Raw genomic sequence first — 18,927 nt, 5'->3', positions numbered from 1 at the left:
TACCGGAAAAAGTGACCTTTGCAATAATTATGTGACCAGACGTTTCAATGTAACAGGGTAGATTTGGCGGGGCTTTCAGGGGTGTTATCGATACGTGCTGTTAAGTTAACAATTCATGCGAAATAAAAAGGAGGCAAAACTGCCTCCTTCTGAAATTATTTAATTCCGTCTGCGGCCATACGGTCGCGAATATGCTGTGCGCGCTCTTCTGAGGCAGGGTGATCGTCAAACATAGAGCTTTGACGTCCTGCTTCCAGTTTGGCCAGTTTTTCAAAGCTGGTGGCTAAACCGGATGGATTAATGCCGCGTTTGCGCAACAGATCGTAGGAGTAGTCATCCGCTTCGGACTCCTGACGCTGGGAGAACTGGGAGTTCACCAGTTTTTCACCCACGTCGCCAAGCTGTGACTGGGACAGGCTGCCAACGATACCGCCTGCTGAGGCCGCCGCTGCGCGGATGGCATTGGTGCCTAAGGCAACCTGCATCCCTTTCTTCACGTGGCCCAGCGCAACGTGGCCCATTTCATGGCCGATGACCGCTTCCACTTCGTTGTCGGTCATCATATCCATCAGGCCGCTGTAAACGCGGATACAGCCGTTCGCCATCGCGAAGGCGTTGACGTCTTTCGCCATGTAAACCTTGTAGTTCACCGGCTGGCCGTTGATGTTATCGCCCAGCGCGGAAGCAATCTTATTCAGACGCTGCGTGTAGGTACTGTTAGCCGGCGCAAGCGTGGCTTTTCCGTCCATATCTTTACAGGCCTGGTCGCTCAGCGCTTTTACCTGCGCATCGCTCAGGGAATAGGCCTGAAAGGCCTCTGCGCCTGAGGTCATCAGGCCGTTAGAATCCATATTCTGACAGCCGCTCAGCAGGAGCGTTGTACCCAGGGCCAGCACTATTGCACGCATTTTCATGAGGTTGCTTCCGTACTCGTTAATCTGAATAAAATCCGAAAAGTGCACCGTCAGCGAAGCCGGTGTCGCGCTAAGTATAAGGAATATCTACAGGGCCGGGCGAGTAGATTGCGCAACATGCGAGCATGATCCAGAGATTTCTTAAGCTGCAAAAGAATGGTCCATGTACATGGCATGCCGCTTGGGTTACATTGTTGGCACTTTTTTCCGGCGTAGCCCAAAACGCGCTGTCGTCAAGGGCATGGCCTTTAACAGTCCGATCTGGAGTTAAAATGTCCTCACGTAAAGAGCTTGCTAATGCTATTCGTGCGCTGAGCATGGACGCAGTACAGAAAGCCAAATCCGGCCACCCTGGGGCCCCTATGGGTATGGCTGATATCGCCGAAGTCCTGTGGCGCGATTTCCTGAACCACAACCCGCAGAACCCGTCATGGGCTGACCGCGACCGTTTCGTACTGTCTAACGGCCACGGCTCTATGCTGATCTATAGCCTGCTGCACCTCACCGGCTACGATCTGCCTATCGAAGAGCTGAAAAACTTCCGTCAGCTGCACTCCAAAACTCCAGGTCACCCGGAAGTGGGCTACACCGCTGGCGTAGAAACCACCACCGGCCCGCTGGGTCAGGGTATTGCTAACGCTGTGGGTATGGCGATCGCTGAGAAGACCCTGGCGGCGCAGTTCAACCGTCCTGGCCACGACATCGTTGACCACTTCACCTACGCGTTCATGGGCGATGGCTGCATGATGGAAGGCATTTCTCACGAAGTGTGCTCCCTGGCAGGTACCCTGAAGCTGGGTAAACTGGTTGCGTTCTATGACGACAACGGTATCTCCATCGACGGTCACGTTGAAGGCTGGTTCACTGACGACACCGCTAAACGTTTCGAAGCTTACGGCTGGCACGTTGTGCGTGGCGTTGATGGCCACGATGCTGACTCGATTAAACGTGCAGTAGAAGAAGCGCGCGCTGTGACGGACAAACCGTCCCTGCTGATGTGCAAAACCATCATCGGCTTCGGTTCTCCGAACAAAGCGGGTACGCACGACTCCCACGGCGCGCCGCTGGGCGACGCGGAAATCGCACTGACCCGCGAAGCGCTGGGCTGGAAATACCCTGCATTCGAAATCCCATCTGAGATCTATGCTCAGTGGGATGCAAAAGAAGTAGGCCAGGCGAAAGAAGCGGCGTGGAACGAGAAGTTCGCGGCTTACGCGAAAGCCTTCCCACAGGAAGCGGCTGAATTCACCCGTCGTATGAAAGGTGAAATGCCGTCTGACTTCGACGCGAAAGCGAACGAGTTCATCGCTAAGCTGCAGGCGAACCCGTCTAAAATCGCGAGCCGTAAAGCGTCTCAGAATGCCATTGAAGCGTTCGGTCCTCTGCTGCCTGAATTCCTCGGCGGCTCCGCTGATCTGGCGCCATCTAACCTGACCCTGTGGTCCGGTTCTAAGCCAATCAACGAAGACACTGCCGGTAACTACATCCATTACGGTGTACGTGAATTCGGTATGACTGCGATTGCCAACGGTATCTCCCTGCACGGTGGTTTCCTGCCGTACACCTCTACCTTCCTGATGTTCGTTGAATATGCGCGTAACGCCGTGCGTATGGCGGCGCTGATGAAACAGCGTCAGGTGATGGTTTACACCCACGACTCCATCGGTCTGGGCGAAGACGGTCCAACTCACCAGCCGGTAGAGCAGGTGGCTTCTCTGCGCGTGACCCCGAACATGAGCACATGGCGTCCATGTGACCAGGTTGAATCCGCGGTAGCGTGGAAATACGGCGTTGAGCGTCAGGACGGTCCTACCGCGCTGATCCTCTCCCGTCAGAACCTGGCACAGCAGGAGCGTACGCCAGAGCAGCTGGCGAACATCGCTCGCGGTGGTTACGTGCTGAAAGATTGCGCGGGCCAGCCAGAGCTGATCTTCATCGCTACCGGTTCTGAAGTCGAACTGGCTGTTGCCGCATGGGAAAAACTGACTGCCGAAGGCGTGAAGGCGCGCGTGGTCTCCATGCCGTCTACCGACGCGTTCGATAAGCAGGATGCCGCTTACCGTGAATCCGTACTGCCTAAAGCGGTTTCCGCTCGCGTGGCAGTGGAAGCGGGTATCGCTGACTACTGGTTCAAATACGTGGGCCTGAACGGCGCTATCGTCGGCATGACCACCTTCGGTGAGTCTGCTCCGGCAGAGCAGCTGTTCGAAGAGTTCGGCTTCACCGTTGAGAACGTTATCGCGAAAGCGAAAGAACTGCTGTAATCGCCGTTTTGCCCGGTGGCGCTACGCTTACCGGGTCTACAAATGGCTCGAAAGTAGGCCGGGTAAGCGCTAGCGCGCCACCCGGCTTTTTTTGCGTCATTATTCCACCGAAAATGTGACGCAAGTCATATAGCTCGCTTATTCATCTGGACAGACATTCCTTTTATTCCCCGATTCGCTTATTCTTGCTGAAGCGTTTCAGTCGATTAAATGTTCGACAATTGACCAATCAATCGCAGTTTGTGACAGCAAGGATTCCCCTTCGGGCGTAGCTGGATTACTCTTTCAGCCACCTCACACTCAGGGATTGCTTTGCAGGAGATCTATGACCGTACGCGTAGCGATTAATGGCTTCGGTCGCATCGGGCGTAATGTGGTTCGTGCTTTGTATGAATCCGGACGTCGGGCGGAAATAACCGTGGTGGCAATCAATGAACTGGCGGATGCTGCGGGCATGGCGCATTTATTGAAGTATGACACCAGCCACGGACGCTTTGCCTGGGATGTGCGCCAGGAAAGAGATCAGCTTTTTGTGGGTGATGACGCGATTCGTGTGCTGCATGAGAACAGCATCTCCGGGCTACCCTGGCGTGAACTGGGTGTGGATGTCGTACTTGACTGTACCGGTGTGTATGGCAATCGCGAACATGGCGAAGCGCATCTGACAGCCGGCGCGAAAAAAGTTCTGTTTTCTCATCCCGGCAGTAACGACCTCGACGCGACGGTCGTGTTTGGCGTCAACCAGCATGAGCTGCAGGCCGAACACCGCATTGTTTCCAACGCCTCCTGTACCACCAACTGCATTATTCCGGTCATCAAATTGTTAGACGATGCGTATGGCATTGAGTCCGGCACCGTGACCACGATTCACTCCGCCATGCACGATCAGCAGGTCATTGACGCTTACCACCCGGATTTACGGCGCACGCGTGCAGCGAGCCAGTCAATCATTCCGGTGGATACGAAACTGGCGGCAGGGATCACCCGAATTTTTCCGCAGTTCAATGACCGTTTTGAAGCGATTGCCGTGCGCGTCCCAACAATCAACGTCACCGCAATCGACCTTAGCGTAACGGTGAAAAAACCGGTAAAAGCCTGTGAAGTCAACCTGTTGCTGCAAAAAGCGGCACAGGGGGCATTTCATGGTATAGTTGACTATACGGAATTACCGTTGGTCTCAGTAGATTTTAACCACGACCCGCACAGCGCCATCGTCGATGGCACGCAAACGAGGGTTAGTGGCGCACACCTTATCAAGACGCTGGTCTGGTGTGATAACGAATGGGGCTTTGCTAACCGAATGCTCGACACCACGTTAGCAATGGCTGCTCAAGGTTTCAGGTAAGACGCATCGTGCGTCTGCAAAACTTTAAGAATCAACGAGAGGATTCACCATGTCTGTAATTAAGATGACCGATCTGGATCTGGCTGGTAAACGCGTTTTCATCCGTGCCGATCTGAACGTACCGGTTAAAGATGGCAAAGTGACCAGCGACGCGCGTATCCGTGCATCTCTGCCAACCATCGAGCTGGCTCTGAAGCAGGGCGCTAAAGTGATGGTCACCTCCCACCTGGGTCGTCCAACTGAAGGCGAGTACAACGAAGAGTTCTCTCTGCTGCCAGTGGTTAATTACCTGAAAGACAAACTGTCCAACCCGGTTCGCCTGGTGAAAGATTACCTGGACGGCGTTGACGTTGCAGCCGGTGAACTGGTTGTTCTGGAAAACGTTCGCTTCAACAAAGGCGAGAAGAAAGACGACGAAACCCTTTCCAAAAAATACGCTGCACTGTGCGACGTGTTCGTGATGGATGCCTTCGGTACGGCGCACCGTGCTCAGGCGTCTACCCACGGTATCGGTAAATTCGCAGACGTTGCGTGTGCCGGTCCTCTGCTGGCTGACGAACTGGAAGCGCTGGGTAAAGCGCTGAAAGAACCTGCTCGTCCGATGGTCGCTATCGTTGGTGGTTCTAAAGTTTCTACCAAACTGACCGTTCTGGATTCCCTGTCTAAAATCGCTGACCAGCTGATCGTTGGTGGTGGTATCGCGAACACCTTCGTTGCCGCTCAGGGCCACAACGTGGGTAAATCCCTGTACGAAGCAGACCTGGTTGACGAAGCCAAACGCCTGCTGGGTACCTGTGATATCCCGGTTCCAACTGACGTTCGCGTCGCGACCGAGTTCTCCGAAACCGCAACCGCGACTCTGAAGTCTGTAAACGACATCAAAGACGAAGAGCAGATTCTGGATCTGGGCGACGTTTCTGCACAGAAACTGGCTGAAATCCTCAAAAACGCAAAAACTATCCTGTGGAACGGTCCGGTTGGCGTGTTCGAATTCCCGAACTTCCGCAAAGGGACTGAAATCGTTGCTAACGCTATCGCAGACAGCGAAGCGTTCTCTATCGCAGGCGGTGGTGACACCCTGGCAGCAATCGACCTGTTCGGTATCGCTGACAAGATCTCCTACATCTCCACTGGTGGCGGCGCATTCCTCGAATTCGTGGAAGGCAAAGTACTGCCAGCAGTAGCAATGCTCGAAGAGCGCGCTAAGAAGTAAGCCATTCAAGGGCAGGGAAACCTGCCCAATTTTCAGCGCGCTTTTAAGAGCTCGCACCTTTTCTAACGGCCGAAGATACAGGACTAAGCAACATGTCTAAAATTTTTGATTTCGTAAAACCTGGCGTTATCACTGGTGATGACGTACAGAAAGTGTTCCAGGTAGCTAAAGAAAACAACTTCGCTCTGCCAGCAGTTAACTGCGTGGGTACCGACTCCATCAACGCCGTACTGGAAACCGCTGCAAAAGTTAAAGCACCGGTTATCGTTCAGTTCTCTAACGGCGGCGCTGCGTTCATCGCAGGTAAAGGCGTGAAAACTGACATTCCTCAGGGTGCTGCAATCCTGGGCGCTATCTCTGGTGCGCACCACGTTCACCAGATGGCTGAGCACTACGGTGTTCCAGTTATCCTGCACACTGACCACTGCGCGAAGAAACTGCTGCCGTGGATCGACGGTCTGCTGGACGCGGGTGAAAAACACTTCGCGGCAACCGGTAAGCCACTGTTCTCTTCTCACATGATCGACCTGTCTGAAGAGTCACTGCACGAAAACATCGAAATCTGCTCTAAGTACCTGGCGCGCATGGCCAAAATGGACATGACCCTGGAAATCGAACTGGGTTGCACCGGCGGTGAAGAAGACGGCGTGGACAACAGCCACATGGACGCTTCTGCACTGTACACCCAGCCAGAAGACGTTGATTACGCTTACACCGAGCTGAGCAAAATCAGCCCACGCTTCACCATCGCAGCGTCCTTCGGTAACGTACACGGCGTTTACAAACCAGGTAACGTGGTTCTGACCCCAACCATCCTGCGTGATTCTCAGGAATACGTTTCCAAGAAACACAACCTGCCGCACAACAGCCTGAACTTCGTCTTCCACGGCGGTTCCGGTTCTTCTGCTCAGGAAATCAAAGACTCCGTAAGCTACGGCGTTGTGAAAATGAACATCGATACCGACACCCAGTGGGCAACCTGGGACGGTATCCTGCAGTACTACAAAGCGAACGAAGCTTACCTGCAGGGCCAGCTGGGCAACCCGAAAGGCGAAGACCAGCCAAACAAGAAATACTACGATCCACGCGTATGGCTGCGCGCAGCGCAGACGTCCATGGTGACCCGTCTGGAGCAGGCTTTCAAAGAACTGAACGCGATCGACGTTCTGTAATTTGAGCTGCTAACAGCATCAGAAGGCCCGCAAATGCGGGCCTTTTTTTATGCTTTTTCAATACCCTGCCAGACCTGCTTTTGTGATCTGTTTGGCAAAACCAGTGCTTTTTGTTTACCCTTTACAGACCTGCCTGTCTCCATGGGGGATGGATTTTGTGTTTTGGTTTAACAAAAGGAAGAATAAATGGAACAACTCGATGTTGTAGACAGCATCAATAACGCCGGTAACTGGCTGGTGCGCAACCAGGCCCTGCTGCTGAGCTATGCCGTGAACATCGTCGCGGCGATTGCCATCATCATCGTCGGGATGATCGTGGCGCGTATTGTCTCGAATACGGTTAACCGCGTGATGCTGGCCCGTCACATTGACGCCACGGTGGCTGACTTCCTCTCCGCACTGGTGCGTTACGGCATTATCGCCTTTACGCTGATTGCGGCGCTGGGCCGTGTTGGGGTGCAAACCGCCTCTGTCATCGCCGTTCTCGGTGCCGCCGGTCTGGCTATTGGTCTGGCGCTGCAGGGCTCGCTTTCAAACCTGGCGGCAGGCGTTCTGCTGGTGACCTTCCGTCCGTTCCGCTCCGGCGAGTACGTTGACCTTGGCGGCATTGCCGGAACCGTGCTGCAGGTACAAATTTTCTCAACGACCATGCGCACCGTCGATGGCCGCATCGTGGTCGTGCCGAACGGGAAAATTATCGCGGGCAACATCATCAACTTCTCCCGTGAGCCGGTGCGTCGTAACGAACTGATTATTAGCGTGGCATACGACTCCGATATCGATCAGGTGAAGTCGCTGATTACCAACATCATTGCTTCAGACGACCGTATCCTGAAAGACAAAGAGCAGACGGTTCGCCTGAATGAACTCGGCGCTTCCTCCATTAACTTTGTGGTGCGTATCTGGAGCAAAAGCAGCGATCTGCAAAACGTGTACTGGGACGTGCTGGAGCGCATTAAGCGCGACTTCGACGCCAACGGCATCAGCTTCCCGTACCCGCAGATGGACGTAAACGTCAAAAAAGTCAAAGAAGCAGAATAACGTCACCCGTAGGCCCGGTAAGCGCTAGCGCCACCGGGCTTTATTTTTATAAGCTCCGCTAATACCCAATTAATATTATCCATTTCCTCTTATGTAATTCGCGCAGTATAGTCGGCTTCCAGAACAACACTGCGAGAAAATCGTCATGCTATCTTATTATTTTCAAGGGCTTGCCTTAGGTGCAGCCATGATCCTTCCCCTCGGCCCGCAAAATGCGTTCGTGATGAATCAGGGCATCCGCCGCCAGTACCATCTGATGATTGCCCTGCTGTGCGCGGTAAGCGATTTACTGCTGATCTGCGCCGGGATTTTTGGCGGCAGCGCGCTGCTGATGCAGTCTCCGTGGCTGCTGGCGCTGGTCACCTGGGGCGGCGTGGCGTTTCTGCTCTGGTACGGATTCGGCGCCCTAAAAACGGCGATGAGCAGCAACCTCGAGCTGGCGAGCGCGGAGGTCATGAAGCAGGGCCGCTGGAAGATTATCGTCACCATGCTGGCAGTGACCTGGCTAAACCCTCATGTCTATCTCGACACCTTCGTCGTGCTGGGCAGCCTGGGCGGTCAACTGGACGTTGAACCGAAACGCTGGTTTGCGCTCGGCACGGTCAGCGCCTCTTTCCTGTGGTTCTTCGGTCTCGCCATTCTGGCGGCATGGCTGGCGCCCCGCCTGCGTACGGCCAAAGCCCAGCGCATCATTAATACCCTGGTCGGCCTGGTGATGTGGTTTATCGCTTTCCAGCTGGCGAAAGAGGGGATTCATCATGTCCAGGAATTGTTCAACTAATCCTTGTCTTATGGACAACTGAACAAGACCCGCTAAGCTTGCTGGCATGCGCCCTGTTAATGGGCACTCTTCGCAACATGGAGGAATGACAGTGAAGTTTAAAGTGATGGCCCTGGCGGCATTAGTAAGTTTCGGTGCGGTGTCGGTGCAGGCAAGCGAATTGCCGGATGGCCCGCACATCGTCACGTCAGGCACCGCAAGCGTGGACGCGGTACCCGATGTTGCAACCCTGGCAATTGAGGTGAATGTGGCGGCGAAAGATGCGGCGACGGCCAAGAAGCAGGCTGACGATCGCGTTGCGCAATACCTCTCTTTCCTCGAGCAGAACGGTGTCGGTAAAAAAGATATCAACTCTGCGAACCTGCGTACTCAACCCGATTACGACTACCAGAATGGCAAAAGCATCCTGAAAGGCTACCGTGCCGTGCGTACCGTTGAAGTGACCGTGCGTCAGCTGGATAAGCTTAACTCGCTGCTGGACGGTGCGCTGAAGGCGGGCCTGAACGAGATCCGTTCCGTGTCGCTGGGCGTTGCGCAACCGGAGAAATACAAAGACGAAGCGCGTAAAGCGGCGATTGATGATGCCATTCACCAGGCGGAACAGCTGGCTTCTGGCTTTAAGAGCAAGCTCGGTCCGGTTTACAGCGTGCGTTACCACGTCTCTAACTACCAGCCAAGCCCGATGGTTCGTATGATGAAGGCTGATGCCGCCCCGGTGTCCGCTCAGGAAACTTACGAGCAGCCAACCATTCAGTTCGACGATCAGGTGGATGTGGTCTTCCAGCTGGAACCCGTTGCAGCACAGCCGAAACCGGCTCAGTAATCTGTAGGCCGGGTAAGGCGTAGCCGCCACCCGGCTTTTCTTTTTAATCCTGTCTCAATACTTTATGCCCGTACGCCAGCAGCGCGTCGGTGACGTTGCGCATCATCCGGCTTTCCGGCGCAAAACGGTGCCAGTAGAGCATCCGGCGCTGATACAGCCCTGGCGTCAGGTCAATCAGCTCACCGCTTTTCAACTCTTTCTCAATCTGCAGGTGCGGGATCATGCAGCAGGTCGTGCCCTGGCGCGCAAGCTGCACGAAGGCTTCAGACGAGTTAACGATATGACACGGCACGCTGCCCGGCGGCAGGTCGAAGTTTTGCTGCAGGAACGCCTGATGCATATCGTCCAGATGGTCGAACGCCACGGCAGGGGCTTTCAGCAGCGCCGCGCGGGTGACGCCGTTGGGGAAGTAGCGTTCCGCAAAGGCTTTTGAACCCACAAACAGGTAATCCAGGGCGCCTAACTGATCGACAAGACAGCTTGGCAGCGCCTGAGGCTGGATACTGACCGCCCCAACTACCTCACCGCGACGCAGGCGCTCCTGGGTGCGGGTTTCGTCTTCAACCTGCAAATTCAGGCGGATAGGGGAGTCCGCGAGGACCGGCGCCAGGGCCGGCAGCAGCCAGGTTGCCAGACTGTCGGCGTTGACCGCCAGAGAGAGCAGCAGCGGCGTAGAGCCCGTTTGCTCGTCACCCAGCCACTCGTCTTCCAGCAGTTCAACCTGGCGCAGCAGGGCGAGGAGCTTTTGTCCTTGCTCGGTTGGACGTGGCGGCACGGTACGCACCAGCAGCGGCTGGCCGAACATATTTTCAAGCTGTTTGATACGCTGAGAGACGGCGGACTGCGTGATGCAAAGCTTTTGCGCCGCGCGCTCAAAACCTCGTTCACGAATAACTGCATCAAGTGCCTGTAGTGTTCTGTAGTCCGGACGTTTCATTGCTCTGGCTGGCTCCTTAATTTTGCTTATTCTGCACTATGACACAATTTTCCCTTTGTGGCAGACGAATTCCATTCGACGTGTTCTATAATGCGCCCTGAGTTTTCACACCACAGGCAAAACGATCATGACGCAGGATGAACTGAAAAAAGCAGTAGGATGGGCCGCTCTCCAGTACGTACAGCCGGGTACCATTGTCGGTGTCGGTACGGGATCAACCGCGGCACACTTTATCGATGCGCTGGGCACGATGAAGGGGCAGATCGAGGGCGCGGTTTCCAGCTCTGATGCTTCCACGGAAAAGCTGAAAAGCCTCGGCATTACCGTTTTCGATCTCAACGAAGTGGATCGTCTGGGGATTTACGTTGATGGTGCGGATGAAATCAACGGCCACATGCAGATGATCAAAGGCGGCGGCGCGGCGCTGACGCGTGAAAAAATCATCGCCTCCGTTGCGGACAAGTTTATCTGCATCGCCGACGCCTCCAAGCAGGTAGACATTCTGGGGAATTTCCCGCTGCCGGTTGAAGTGATCCCGATGGCCCGCAGCGCGGTTGCCCGTCAGCTGGTGAAGCTGGGCGGTCGCCCGGAATATCGTCAGGGCGTAGTGACCGACAACGGTAACGTGATCCTCGACGTTCACGGTCTGGAAATTCTCGACGCGATTGCGCTGGAAAATGCCATCAACGCCATTCCTGGCGTCGTGACCGTAGGGCTATTCGCCAACCGTGGCGCGGATGTGGCGCTGATCGGCACCGCTGACGGTGTGAAAACCATCGTAAAATGATCTGACGGGGGGAGTCCTCCCCCCGCTAAAAAATTTTTGATACGCTAAATTCGGTGACTTGTGTCACGTTTTTATGCCTCTTTTGCCGATCCTTCCGCGTTTGTAAATTTCCATAGCATTTTCCTCTGCCATTTTGCGCTGTATGACTTTCCTTCAGCGTGCCGACGCAAACGTTCATATTGCTGCAATAGTTTTTTTTGATATGTTGGCTACAGCGGATTTATATCCAGCACAACATCAGTTCAGACAAAAACAGGGTCGGGTAAATGGCAAAGGTATCACTGGAGAAAGACAAGATTAAATTCCTGCTGGTCGAGGGCGTGCATCAAAAAGCAATCGATAGCCTTCGTGCGGCAGGTTACACCAACATCGAATTTCACAAAGGCGCGCTCGATACCGAAGAGCTGAAAGCGTCCATCCGTGATGCCCACTTCATTGGCCTGCGATCCCGTACTCACCTGACTGAAGATGTGATTGCCGCGGCGGAAAAGCTGGTGGCTATCGGCTGCTTCTGCATCGGTACCAACCAGGTTGACCTGAATGCTGCCGCGAAACGCGGTATTCCTGTCTTCAACGCCCCGTTCTCCAACACCCGTTCCGTGGCGGAGCTGGTCATTGGCGAACTGCTGCTGCTTCTGCGCGGCATTCCGGAGGCTAACGCCAAAGCACACCGCGGCGTCTGGAACAAACTGGCTGCGGGTTCCTACGAAGCCCGTGGAAAAAAACTGGGTATCATCGGCTATGGTCACATCGGTACCCAGCTGGGGATTCTGGCGGAATCTCTCGGTATGCATGTCTATTTTTACGATATCGAAAGCAAGCTGCCGCTGGGCAATGCCACCCAGGTTCAACACCTGTCTGACCTGCTGAACATGAGTGACGTGGTGAGCCTGCACGTGCCGGAAAATGCGTCCACCAAAAACATGATGGGTGCGGAAGAGCTGGCGTTGATGAAGCCGGGCTCACTGCTGATTAACGCCGCGCGTGGCACGGTTGTCGATATCCCTGCGCTGTGCGATGCGCTGAAGCGTAAGCACCTGGCGGGCGCCGCCATCGACGTCTTCCCGACGGAGCCTGCGACCAACAGCGATCCGTTTACCTCTCCGCTGTGCGAGTTCGACAACGTGATCCTGACGCCACACATCGGCGGTTCTACCCAGGAAGCGCAGGAGAATATCGGTCTTGAAGTGGCGGGTAAGCTGAGTAAATACTCCGACAACGGTTCTACGCTCTCTGCGGTGAACTTCCCGGAAGTGTCTCTGCCGCTGCACGGTGGCCGTCGTCTGCTGCACATCCACGAAAACCGTCCAGGCGTGCTGACCGCGATTAACCAGATCTTTGCCGAGCAGGGCGTAAACATTGCCGCGCAGTATCTGCAGACCAACTCGCAGATGGGCTATGTGGTTATTGATATCGAAGCGGATGACGATGTGGCCGAGAAAGCGCTGCTGAGCATGAAGGCCATTCCGGGGACGATTCGCGCGCGTCTGCTGTACTGATGGTGCGGTCTGTGGTGTCGGGTGGCGCTTACGCTTACCCGACCTACAATGTTCGAGGATTTATGTAGGCCGGGTAAGGCGTAGCCGCCACCCGGCTTTATTCTACCAAAGCCACGTTTTACTGGGCGTCACCACCGCCGGTAACGGCACATCCCATTTTTCTACCGGCAACGCCTCCACGCCCTGGCAATCATGCGCGTAGCCCACCGGCTGCAATCCATACTGCTGCCAGTTTTGCAGTGTCCGGTCGTAAAAACCACCGCCCATTCCCAGGCGCTGTCCCTGCTCATCAAACGCGACCAACGGCGTAATCAGCACATCCAGCTGTGACAGAGGCAGCACGTCGCGCACGTCGAGTTTCGGTTCGGTGATTTTCAGACGATTCACCACCAGCTCGCTGTGCGGGTGATAGTGCAAAAACAGCAGATTGCCTTCACTGAACGGGTGTAGCACCGGCAGGTATACCTTCTTCCCGGCGCGCCAGAGTTGCTCTATCAGCGGTTGGGTATCCAGTTCTCCATCAAATGACAGAAACAGGGCAACCGTGCGCGCCATCACGACAGGGGGATACGCCATCATACGGGCGGCGGCCTGCTGGGCAAAATGCGCTTGCTGAACGGGGGTTAACGCACGACGGCGTTGACGAATGAGCTGACGAATGTCCTGGCGTGAAGCCGAAACTTCAGGGAATTGAGTCATGGTAGTCGGTAGAAGAAAAGAGAGGGAATCTCCGAGATGCCGCCGCAGGCTGTAACCCTTGAACCCTTGGTTCAAGGTGAATGTGTCGTCATAGTTTTAAGGCTTCTCGGACGGACCGAGCATGCTCACCAACCATGGAGCGCCACATTCTTGTGGTATGAAATATCGGCTCAGGGGACTGGCCCGCTTGCGAACATCTCAGAGAAATTTTGTCTTCACAGTTACTCTACCATAGTCAACTGAGAAGTGTTATTCAAACTTGGGTCCCGGTCTTTCGGGATTGCGACCTTGATCAAGCAATGCCTGTTCTATGGTCTGCTGGAGCATTTTAATGCGCTGCTCCATGCTTGCCGCGTAGTCGCGGGTCTTCGCTTTTTCCTGAGTCAGTTCATAGCTGATGTTCAACGCGGCGATGAAAACCAGCTGCTCAGTATTTGTGACTCTAGTGCGTTCTTTTAGATCTTGCAACCGCTGATTCAAATCGTCCGCAGCCTGATTCAAAGCATCCCTTTGTTCAGGCGGACAATTCACTCGCAGTGAACGGCCAAAAATCTGGAGATCGACGGGTTGTGCAGACATGCCACCTTCCTGCTGATTGACTGCGCTGCCTTCGCCTGATGCCCCGGGGGCTGCGAAGGGGCGACACTATAGCTACCCTGATGTGAAGATACAAGCCCTTTTCTGGTATCACCAGGGTCCAAAGTGGTAGCATATCATGAAACTTCCCCCCAATGATGACGAATGCGCATGTCTATACAGAACGAAATGCCTGGTTACAAGGATTTAAACCAGTTACTGAACCAGCAGGGAGTCGGTTTAACCCCTGCCGAAATGCACGGTCTGATCAGTGGCATGCTGTGCGGCGGAAACAGCGACAGCTCATGGCAGCCGCTGATCCACGACCTCACGAATGAAGGGCTGGCGTTTGGTCACGAGCTGGCGGAAGCGCTGCGTAAAATGCATGCCGCCATCAGTGATTCGCTGGAAGACGATGGCTTCCTTTTTCAGCTTTATCTGCCTGAAGGCGACGACGTCAGCGTGTTCGATCGCGCCGATGCGCTGGCGGGGTGGGTAAATCACTATCTGCTGGGTCTGGGCGTCACGCAGCCTAAACTGGATAAAGTCACCGGCGAAGCGGGTGAAGCGATCGACGATCTGCGCAACATCGCCCAGCTTGGCTACGATGAAGACGAAGACCAGGAAGAGCTGGAAATGTCTCTCGAAGAGATCATCGAGTACGTGCGCGTGGCGGCACTGCTGTGCCACGACAACTTTACGCGCTCACAGCCGACTGCGCCGGAAGTCCGCAAGCCAACCTTACATTAAGAAAAATAACGCACAGGAGGGTGTCATGGTTATCTCGAGTCAAGAGTATTCGCGCCGCCGTCAGGCGCTGCTGGCAAAAATGCAGCCGGGCAGCGCCGCGCTGATTTTTGCCGCGCCTGAAGTGACGCGCAGCGCCGACAGCGAATATCCCTATCGCCAGAGCAGCGACTTCTGGTACTTCACCGGCTTTAACGAGCCGGAAGCGGTACTGGTGTTGATTAAGAGCGATGACACCCACAACCACAGCGTGATTTTCAACCGCGTGCGCGATCTGACGGCCGAAATCTGGTTTGGTCGCCTCTTAGGGCAAGAGGCCGCACCGGAAAAGCTGGGCGTCGACCGTGCGCTGGCGTTTAGCGAAATCAACCAGCAGCTCTACCAGCTGCTTAACGGCCTCGACGTGCTCTATCACGCGCAGGGCGAATATGCTTACGCCGATGAGATTGTCTTCACCGCGCTGGATAAGCTGCGCAAAGGCTCGCGGCAGAACCTGTCCGCACCGGCCACGCTGACGGACTGGCGTCCGGTGGTGCATGAGATGCGCCTGTTCAAGTCTGAAGAAGAGCTGAACGTGATGCGCCGCGCGGGCGAAATCAGCGCGCTGGCGCATACCCGCGCGATGGAGAAATGCCGTCCCGGGATGTTCGAATACCAGCTGGAAGGCGAAATTCACCACGAATTTAACCGCCACGGCGCGCGCTATCCCTCCTACAACACCATTGTTGGCGGCGGGGAAAACGGCTGCATTCTGCACTACACCGAAAACGAAAGCGCGCTGCGCGACGGCGATCTGGTGCTGATTGACGCCGGTTGCGAATATCAGGGCTATGCGGGGGACATCACCCGGACCTTCCCGGTGAACGGTAAATTCTCGCCGGCACAGCGCGCGATTTACGACATTGTTCTCGAATCCCTTGAGACGGCGCTCAGGCTGTATCGTCCGGGTACCTCCATCCAGGAAGTGACCGGTGAAGTGGTGCGCATCATGATTACCGGTCTGGTCAGGCTCGGTATCCTGAAAGGGGACGTAGATACCCTGATTGCTGAAAATGCGCATCGACCGTACTTTATGCACGGCCTGAGCCACTGGCTGGGGCTGGACGTGCATGACGTTGGCGCCTACGGCACCGACCGTTCCCGCGTGCTGGAGCCGGGCATGGTGTTAACCGTGGAGCCGGGTCTCTATATCGCGCCGGATGCCGACGTGCCTGAAGCGTACCGCGGGATTGGTATTCGTATTGAAGATGACATCGTGATTACCGAGACCGGTAACGAAAACCTGACCGCCAGCGTCGTGAAAAACGCTGACGATATCGAGGCGCTGATGGCAGCGGCGCGCGCATGAGCGTGATTATCGTTGGCGGCGGCATGACCGGGGCCACGCTGGCGCTGGCCATTTCGCATTTGACGCAGGGGCAGCTTCCGGTGCACCTGGTGGAAGCCGTTGCGCCAGAGGCGTCCAACCACCCCGGGTTTGATGCCCGCGCCATCGCGCTGGCGCAGGGCACCTGCCAGCAGCTTTCGCGCATTGGTATCTGGCAGGCAATTGCCGACCGAGCTGCGGCGATCGAGACCGTTCACGTCAGCGATCGCGGCCATGCGGGCTTTGTCACACTGGATGCGCAGGATTACCGGATTGATGCCCTGGGTCAGGTTGTTGAGCTACACGACGTCGGATTGCGTCTGTTCCGCCTGCTCCAGGACGCGCCGGGCGTCACGCTGCATTGCCCCGCGCGCGTGGCCAGCGTGAGCCGAAGTGAAGCGTCGGTCAGCGTGACGCTGGAAAACGGCACCGCCCTTGAAGGCCAGCTTCTGGTCGCTGCGGACGGTTCGCGCTCCTCGCTCGGCACCCAGTGCGGCGTGGAGTGGCGCCAGCAGCCTTACGGCCAGGTGGCGGTCATTGCGAACGTCGCTACCGCAGCTGACCACAACGGCAGGGCATTTGAGCGCTTTACGCAGCATGGCCCACTGGCGATGCTGCCGATGTCGGACGGGCGCTGTTCCCTGGTCTGGTGTCATCCGCAGGATAAGGCTGAAGAGGTGAAGGCCTGGTCCGACGAACGTTTTTGCACCGAGCTGCAGAAAGCCTTTGGCTGGCGGCTGGGGCGTATTACCCATGCCGGCAAGCGGACGGTCTATCCGCTTTCGCTGACTACGGCATCTCAGTCCATCTCCCATCGTCTGGCGCTTGTCGGTAACGCCGCGCAGACGCTGCATCCCATCGCGGGGCAAGGCTTTAACCTTGGCTTACGCGACGTCATGAGCCTTGCCGAATCACTGGCGCAGGCATGGGGCGAGCAAAAAGACTGCGGGGCGTATTCGGTGCTGAGTCATTACCAGAAGCGCCGTCAGGCGGATAAAGAGGCCACCATCGGTGTGACCGATGGCCTGGTCCATCTTTTTGCCAATCGCTGGGCACCGCTGGTTGCGGGTCGCAATCTCGGGCTGATGGCGATGGAACTATTCATTCCGGCACGTGACGTGCTGGCGCAGCGGACCCTGGGTTGGGTTGCGCGTTAAGGAGTTATCACCGTGCAAAATGTTGATGTCGCCATCGTTGGCGGCGGAATGGTCGGACTGGCATTGGCCTGTGGATTACAGGGCAGCGGCCTGCGCGTGGCGGTACTGGAGCAAAAACAGCCCCAGCCCGTTGCCCCGGATGCGCCGCCGGAACTCCGCGTCTCGGCCATTAATGCGGCCAGCGAAAAGCTTCTGACGCACCTTGGCGTCTGGTCAGATATTGTGGCGAACCGCGCCAGCTGCTATCACGGCATGGAGGTGTGGGATAAGGACAGCTTTGGTCATATTGCTTTTGATGATGAAAGCATGGGCTATAGCCATCTGGGCCACATCGTTGAAAACGCGGTGATCCACCACGCGCTGTGGCAAAAAGCACAGCAGTGCAGCGACGTGACGCTGATTGCGCCTGCGCAGATCCAGCAGGTGGCGTGGGGCGAAAACGAGGCGTTTATCACCCTGCAGAGCGGCGACATGCTGACCGCGCGCCTGGTGGTCGGTGCTGACGGTGCCAACTCCTGGCTGCGTAATAAAGCCGATATCCCGCTGACCTTCTGGGACTATCGTCATCACGCTCTGGTCGCGACGATCCGCACCGAAGAGCCGCACGGCGGCGTGGCGCGCCAGATTTTCCACAACGACGGCATACTGGCGTTCCTGCCGCTTGCCGATCCGCACCTGTGCTCGATCGTCTGGTCCCTGGTGCCGGACAAAGCCCGGCAGATGCATGAGGCGACGCCGGAGGCCTTTAACCAGGCGCTGTGCGTGGCCTTTGATAACCGCCTTGGCCTGTGCTCTCTTGAAAGCGAACGTCAGGTGTTCCCGCTAACCGGCCGCTACGCGCGTCAGTTTGCGGCGCACCGTCTGGCGCTGGTGGGGGATGCGGCGCATACCATTCATCCGCTGGCCGGGCAGGGCGTTAACCTTGGCTTTATGGACGCGGCGGAGCTGGTCGAGGAGCTGCGTCGCCTGCATCGCGAAGGAAAAGACATCGGCCAGCATCTCTATCTGCGTCGCTACGAGCGCAGCCGCAAGCACAGTGCGGCGATGATGCTGGCGGGCATGCAGGGCTTCCGCGAGCTGTTTGCCGGGGCAAATCCGGCGAAAAAACTGCTGCGCGATATCGGTCTTAAACTGGCCGATACGCTTCCTGGCGTCAAACCTCAACTTCTCCGTCAGGCGATGGGTCTTAACGATCTCCCTGACTGGCTGCGCTAACTTAGATCCCCGTCACACTTTATTTTCCCGGCCTCTGCGCCGGGAAATTCCCTCGTTTGAAATATTCTAATTTCACGTCATTTTTCGCATTAGATAATCTAATGTCGCATTTTTCTCGTTACGGAAATTCGGCCCGATTTTCCGCACGAAATATCACCATGTGCTAAATCCTGTTAGATCATTGTTAATTTTGTGCGGGGTTAATCGCATTTTTCCAGTGAATAACTCTGTAGGCTTTTTAGCGATTTTTTGTCATAAGCTAATGTGATGACCCATTTTGCCTTATGGTTAACCGCCGGTTTCGGTGGTAAGTTCAGGTAAAAGAGAACGTTTGCGTCGGTGCCCGAACGCGGGGCCGATACCGGGTTTCACGGTGAATTTTTCAACGAGG

Annotated in this window: 17 protein-coding genes and 1 other RNA gene; 13 read left to right on the top strand and 5 right to left on the bottom strand. The window is 55.9% G+C overall.

Features of this window, described 5'->3' with window-relative positions; translation table 11 throughout:
* Positions 1–155 precede the first annotated feature (155 nt).
* Positions 156–914, bottom strand: coding sequence for a M48 family metallopeptidase (locus ACMGGU_RS17130; RefSeq protein ID WP_021242066.1), 759 nt, complete (start codon positions 912–914; stop codon positions 156–158).
* Positions 915–1,186: 272 nt separating this feature from the next.
* Between ACMGGU_RS17130 and tkt the strand changes: the two genes are divergently transcribed.
* The 7 genes from tkt to ACMGGU_RS17095 all read left to right on the top strand — a co-directional run bounded on the left by tkt (position 1,187) and on the right by ACMGGU_RS17095 (position 9,553).
* Positions 1,187–3,178 (top strand): transketolase, encoded by a 1,992-nt coding sequence (gene tkt / locus ACMGGU_RS17125; RefSeq protein ID WP_395299562.1) that lies wholly within the window; start codon positions 1,187–1,189, stop codon positions 3,176–3,178.
* 325 nt (positions 3,179–3,503) lie between these two features.
* Positions 3,504–4,523 carry an erythrose-4-phosphate dehydrogenase gene (gene epd, locus ACMGGU_RS17120; protein ID WP_045909922.1) on the top strand — a complete coding sequence of 340 codons (1,020 nt, stop codon included), beginning with the start codon at positions 3,504–3,506 and terminating at the stop codon, positions 4,521–4,523.
* A gap of 49 nt (positions 4,524–4,572) precedes the next feature.
* Positions 4,573–5,736, top strand: coding sequence for a phosphoglycerate kinase (gene pgk, locus ACMGGU_RS17115; protein WP_008499732.1), 1,164 nt, complete (start codon positions 4,573–4,575; stop codon positions 5,734–5,736).
* Between the two features lie 92 nt (positions 5,737–5,828).
* Positions 5,829–6,908, top strand: coding sequence for a class II fructose-bisphosphate aldolase (gene fbaA / locus ACMGGU_RS17110; protein ID WP_008499731.1), 1,080 nt, complete (start codon positions 5,829–5,831; stop codon positions 6,906–6,908).
* Between the two features lie 186 nt (positions 6,909–7,094).
* Entirely contained in the window at positions 7,095–7,949 is an 855-nt protein-coding gene (locus ACMGGU_RS17105; RefSeq protein ID WP_039265487.1) for a small-conductance mechanosensitive channel MscS, read from the top strand.
* Between the two features lie 145 nt (positions 7,950–8,094).
* Positions 8,095–8,730 (top strand): arginine exporter ArgO, encoded by a 636-nt coding sequence (argO, locus tag ACMGGU_RS17100; protein ID WP_021242063.1) that lies wholly within the window; start codon positions 8,095–8,097, stop codon positions 8,728–8,730.
* Positions 8,731–8,821: 91 nt separating this feature from the next.
* Positions 8,822–9,553 (top strand): oxidative stress defense protein, encoded by a 732-nt coding sequence (locus tag ACMGGU_RS17095; RefSeq protein ID WP_008499728.1) that lies wholly within the window; start codon positions 8,822–8,824, stop codon positions 9,551–9,553.
* A 43-nt stretch (positions 9,554–9,596) separates the two neighbouring features.
* Here ACMGGU_RS17095 and argP read toward each other — a convergent pair whose 3' ends face one another.
* The gene (gene argP / locus ACMGGU_RS17090; protein ID WP_008499727.1) at positions 9,597–10,490 is read right to left on the bottom strand and encodes a DNA-binding transcriptional regulator ArgP; all 894 of its coding nucleotides are present in this window, start codon (positions 10,488–10,490) and stop codon (positions 9,597–9,599) included.
* Positions 10,491–10,617: 127 nt separating this feature from the next.
* Between argP and rpiA the strand changes: the two genes are divergently transcribed.
* Both rpiA and serA read left to right on the top strand, forming a co-directional pair.
* Positions 10,618–11,277, top strand: a complete 660-nt coding sequence (gene rpiA, locus ACMGGU_RS17085; RefSeq protein ID WP_014885151.1) for a ribose-5-phosphate isomerase RpiA — start codon at positions 10,618–10,620, stop codon at positions 11,275–11,277.
* 266 nt (positions 11,278–11,543) lie between these two features.
* Positions 11,544–12,776, top strand: a complete 1,233-nt coding sequence (gene serA, locus ACMGGU_RS17080; protein WP_021242062.1) for a phosphoglycerate dehydrogenase — start codon at positions 11,544–11,546, stop codon at positions 12,774–12,776.
* Positions 12,777–12,878: 102 nt separating this feature from the next.
* Here the strand turns inward: serA and ACMGGU_RS17075 are convergent, their stop codons facing one another.
* The 3 genes from ACMGGU_RS17075 to zapA form a co-directional block, all read right to left on the bottom strand.
* Positions 12,879–13,475 carry a 5-formyltetrahydrofolate cyclo-ligase gene (locus ACMGGU_RS17075; RefSeq protein WP_104950158.1) on the bottom strand — a complete coding sequence of 199 codons (597 nt, stop codon included), beginning with the start codon at positions 13,473–13,475 and terminating at the stop codon, positions 12,879–12,881.
* 24 nt (positions 13,476–13,499) lie between these two features.
* Positions 13,500–13,683, bottom strand: a non-coding RNA gene (gene ssrS / locus ACMGGU_RS17070) — 6S RNA.
* Positions 13,684–13,724: 41 nt separating this feature from the next.
* Positions 13,725–14,054: a cell division protein ZapA gene (gene zapA, locus ACMGGU_RS17065; protein WP_006811891.1), complete on the bottom strand. Its 330-nt coding sequence runs from the start codon at positions 14,052–14,054 to the stop codon at positions 13,725–13,727.
* Positions 14,055–14,222: 168 nt separating this feature from the next.
* On the opposite strand from zapA, the gene ACMGGU_RS17060 reads away from it, so the two are divergent.
* Genes ACMGGU_RS17060 through ubiI form a run of 4 tightly spaced genes read left to right on the top strand, consistent with a single transcriptional unit; the run spans position 14,223 to position 18,536 of the window.
* The gene (locus ACMGGU_RS17060; RefSeq protein ID WP_024906571.1) at positions 14,223–14,801 is read left to right on the top strand and encodes a YecA family protein; all 579 of its coding nucleotides are present in this window, start codon (positions 14,223–14,225) and stop codon (positions 14,799–14,801) included.
* 31 nt (positions 14,802–14,832) lie between these two features.
* Positions 14,833–16,146, top strand: a complete 1,314-nt coding sequence (gene pepP / locus ACMGGU_RS17055; protein WP_420300980.1) for a Xaa-Pro aminopeptidase — start codon at positions 14,833–14,835, stop codon at positions 16,144–16,146.
* Positions 16,143–17,321 (top strand): 2-octaprenyl-6-methoxyphenyl hydroxylase, encoded by a 1,179-nt coding sequence (ubiH, locus tag ACMGGU_RS17050; RefSeq protein ID WP_420300761.1) that lies wholly within the window; start codon positions 16,143–16,145, stop codon positions 17,319–17,321. Before pepP ends, ubiH begins: the two co-directional genes overlap by 4 nt.
* Before the next feature lie 12 nt (positions 17,322–17,333).
* Positions 17,334–18,536: an FAD-dependent 2-octaprenylphenol hydroxylase gene (gene ubiI, locus ACMGGU_RS17045; protein WP_262778839.1), complete on the top strand. Its 1,203-nt coding sequence runs from the start codon at positions 17,334–17,336 to the stop codon at positions 18,534–18,536.
* The last annotated feature ends 391 nt before the right edge of the window (positions 18,537–18,927 follow it).

It is taken from the genome of Enterobacter sp. BNK-8, from assembly GCF_048685095.1.
Classification (GTDB): domain Bacteria; phylum Pseudomonadota; class Gammaproteobacteria; order Enterobacterales; family Enterobacteriaceae; genus Enterobacter; species Enterobacter quasiroggenkampii.
The sequence above is the reverse complement of the archived record's forward strand: the minus strand, read 5'-3'. Positions and strand labels throughout refer to the sequence as shown.

Bases quoted from the DNA above. Each gene is read 5' to 3' on its own strand.
- ACMGGU_RS17130 (WP_021242066.1), bottom strand. From the start codon at position 914: ATGAAAATGCGTGCAATAGTGCTGGCCCTGGGTACAACGCTCCTGCTG.
- tkt (WP_395299562.1), top strand. From the start codon at position 1,187: ATGTCCTCACGTAAAGAGCTTGCTAATGCTATTCGTGCGCTGAGCATG.
- epd (WP_045909922.1), top strand. From the start codon at position 3,504: ATGACCGTACGCGTAGCGATTAATGGCTTCGGTCGCATCGGGCGTAAT.
- pgk (WP_008499732.1), top strand. From the start codon at position 4,573: ATGTCTGTAATTAAGATGACCGATCTGGATCTGGCTGGTAAACGCGTT.
- fbaA (WP_008499731.1), top strand. From the start codon at position 5,829: ATGTCTAAAATTTTTGATTTCGTAAAACCTGGCGTTATCACTGGTGAT.
- ACMGGU_RS17105 (WP_039265487.1), top strand. From the start codon at position 7,095: ATGGAACAACTCGATGTTGTAGACAGCATCAATAACGCCGGTAACTGG.
- argO (WP_021242063.1), top strand. From the start codon at position 8,095: ATGCTATCTTATTATTTTCAAGGGCTTGCCTTAGGTGCAGCCATGATC.
- argP (WP_008499727.1), bottom strand. From the start codon at position 10,490: ATGAAACGTCCGGACTACAGAACACTACAGGCACTTGATGCAGTTATT.
- rpiA (WP_014885151.1), top strand. From the start codon at position 10,618: ATGACGCAGGATGAACTGAAAAAAGCAGTAGGATGGGCCGCTCTCCAG.
- serA (WP_021242062.1), top strand. From the start codon at position 11,544: ATGGCAAAGGTATCACTGGAGAAAGACAAGATTAAATTCCTGCTGGTC.
- ACMGGU_RS17075 (WP_104950158.1), bottom strand. From the start codon at position 13,475: ATGACTCAATTCCCTGAAGTTTCGGCTTCACGCCAGGACATTCGTCAG.
- zapA (WP_006811891.1), bottom strand. From the start codon at position 14,054: ATGTCTGCACAACCCGTCGATCTCCAGATTTTTGGCCGTTCACTGCGA.
- ACMGGU_RS17060 (WP_024906571.1), top strand. From the start codon at position 14,223: ATGTCTATACAGAACGAAATGCCTGGTTACAAGGATTTAAACCAGTTA.
- ubiH (WP_420300761.1), top strand. From the start codon at position 16,143: ATGAGCGTGATTATCGTTGGCGGCGGCATGACCGGGGCCACGCTGGCG.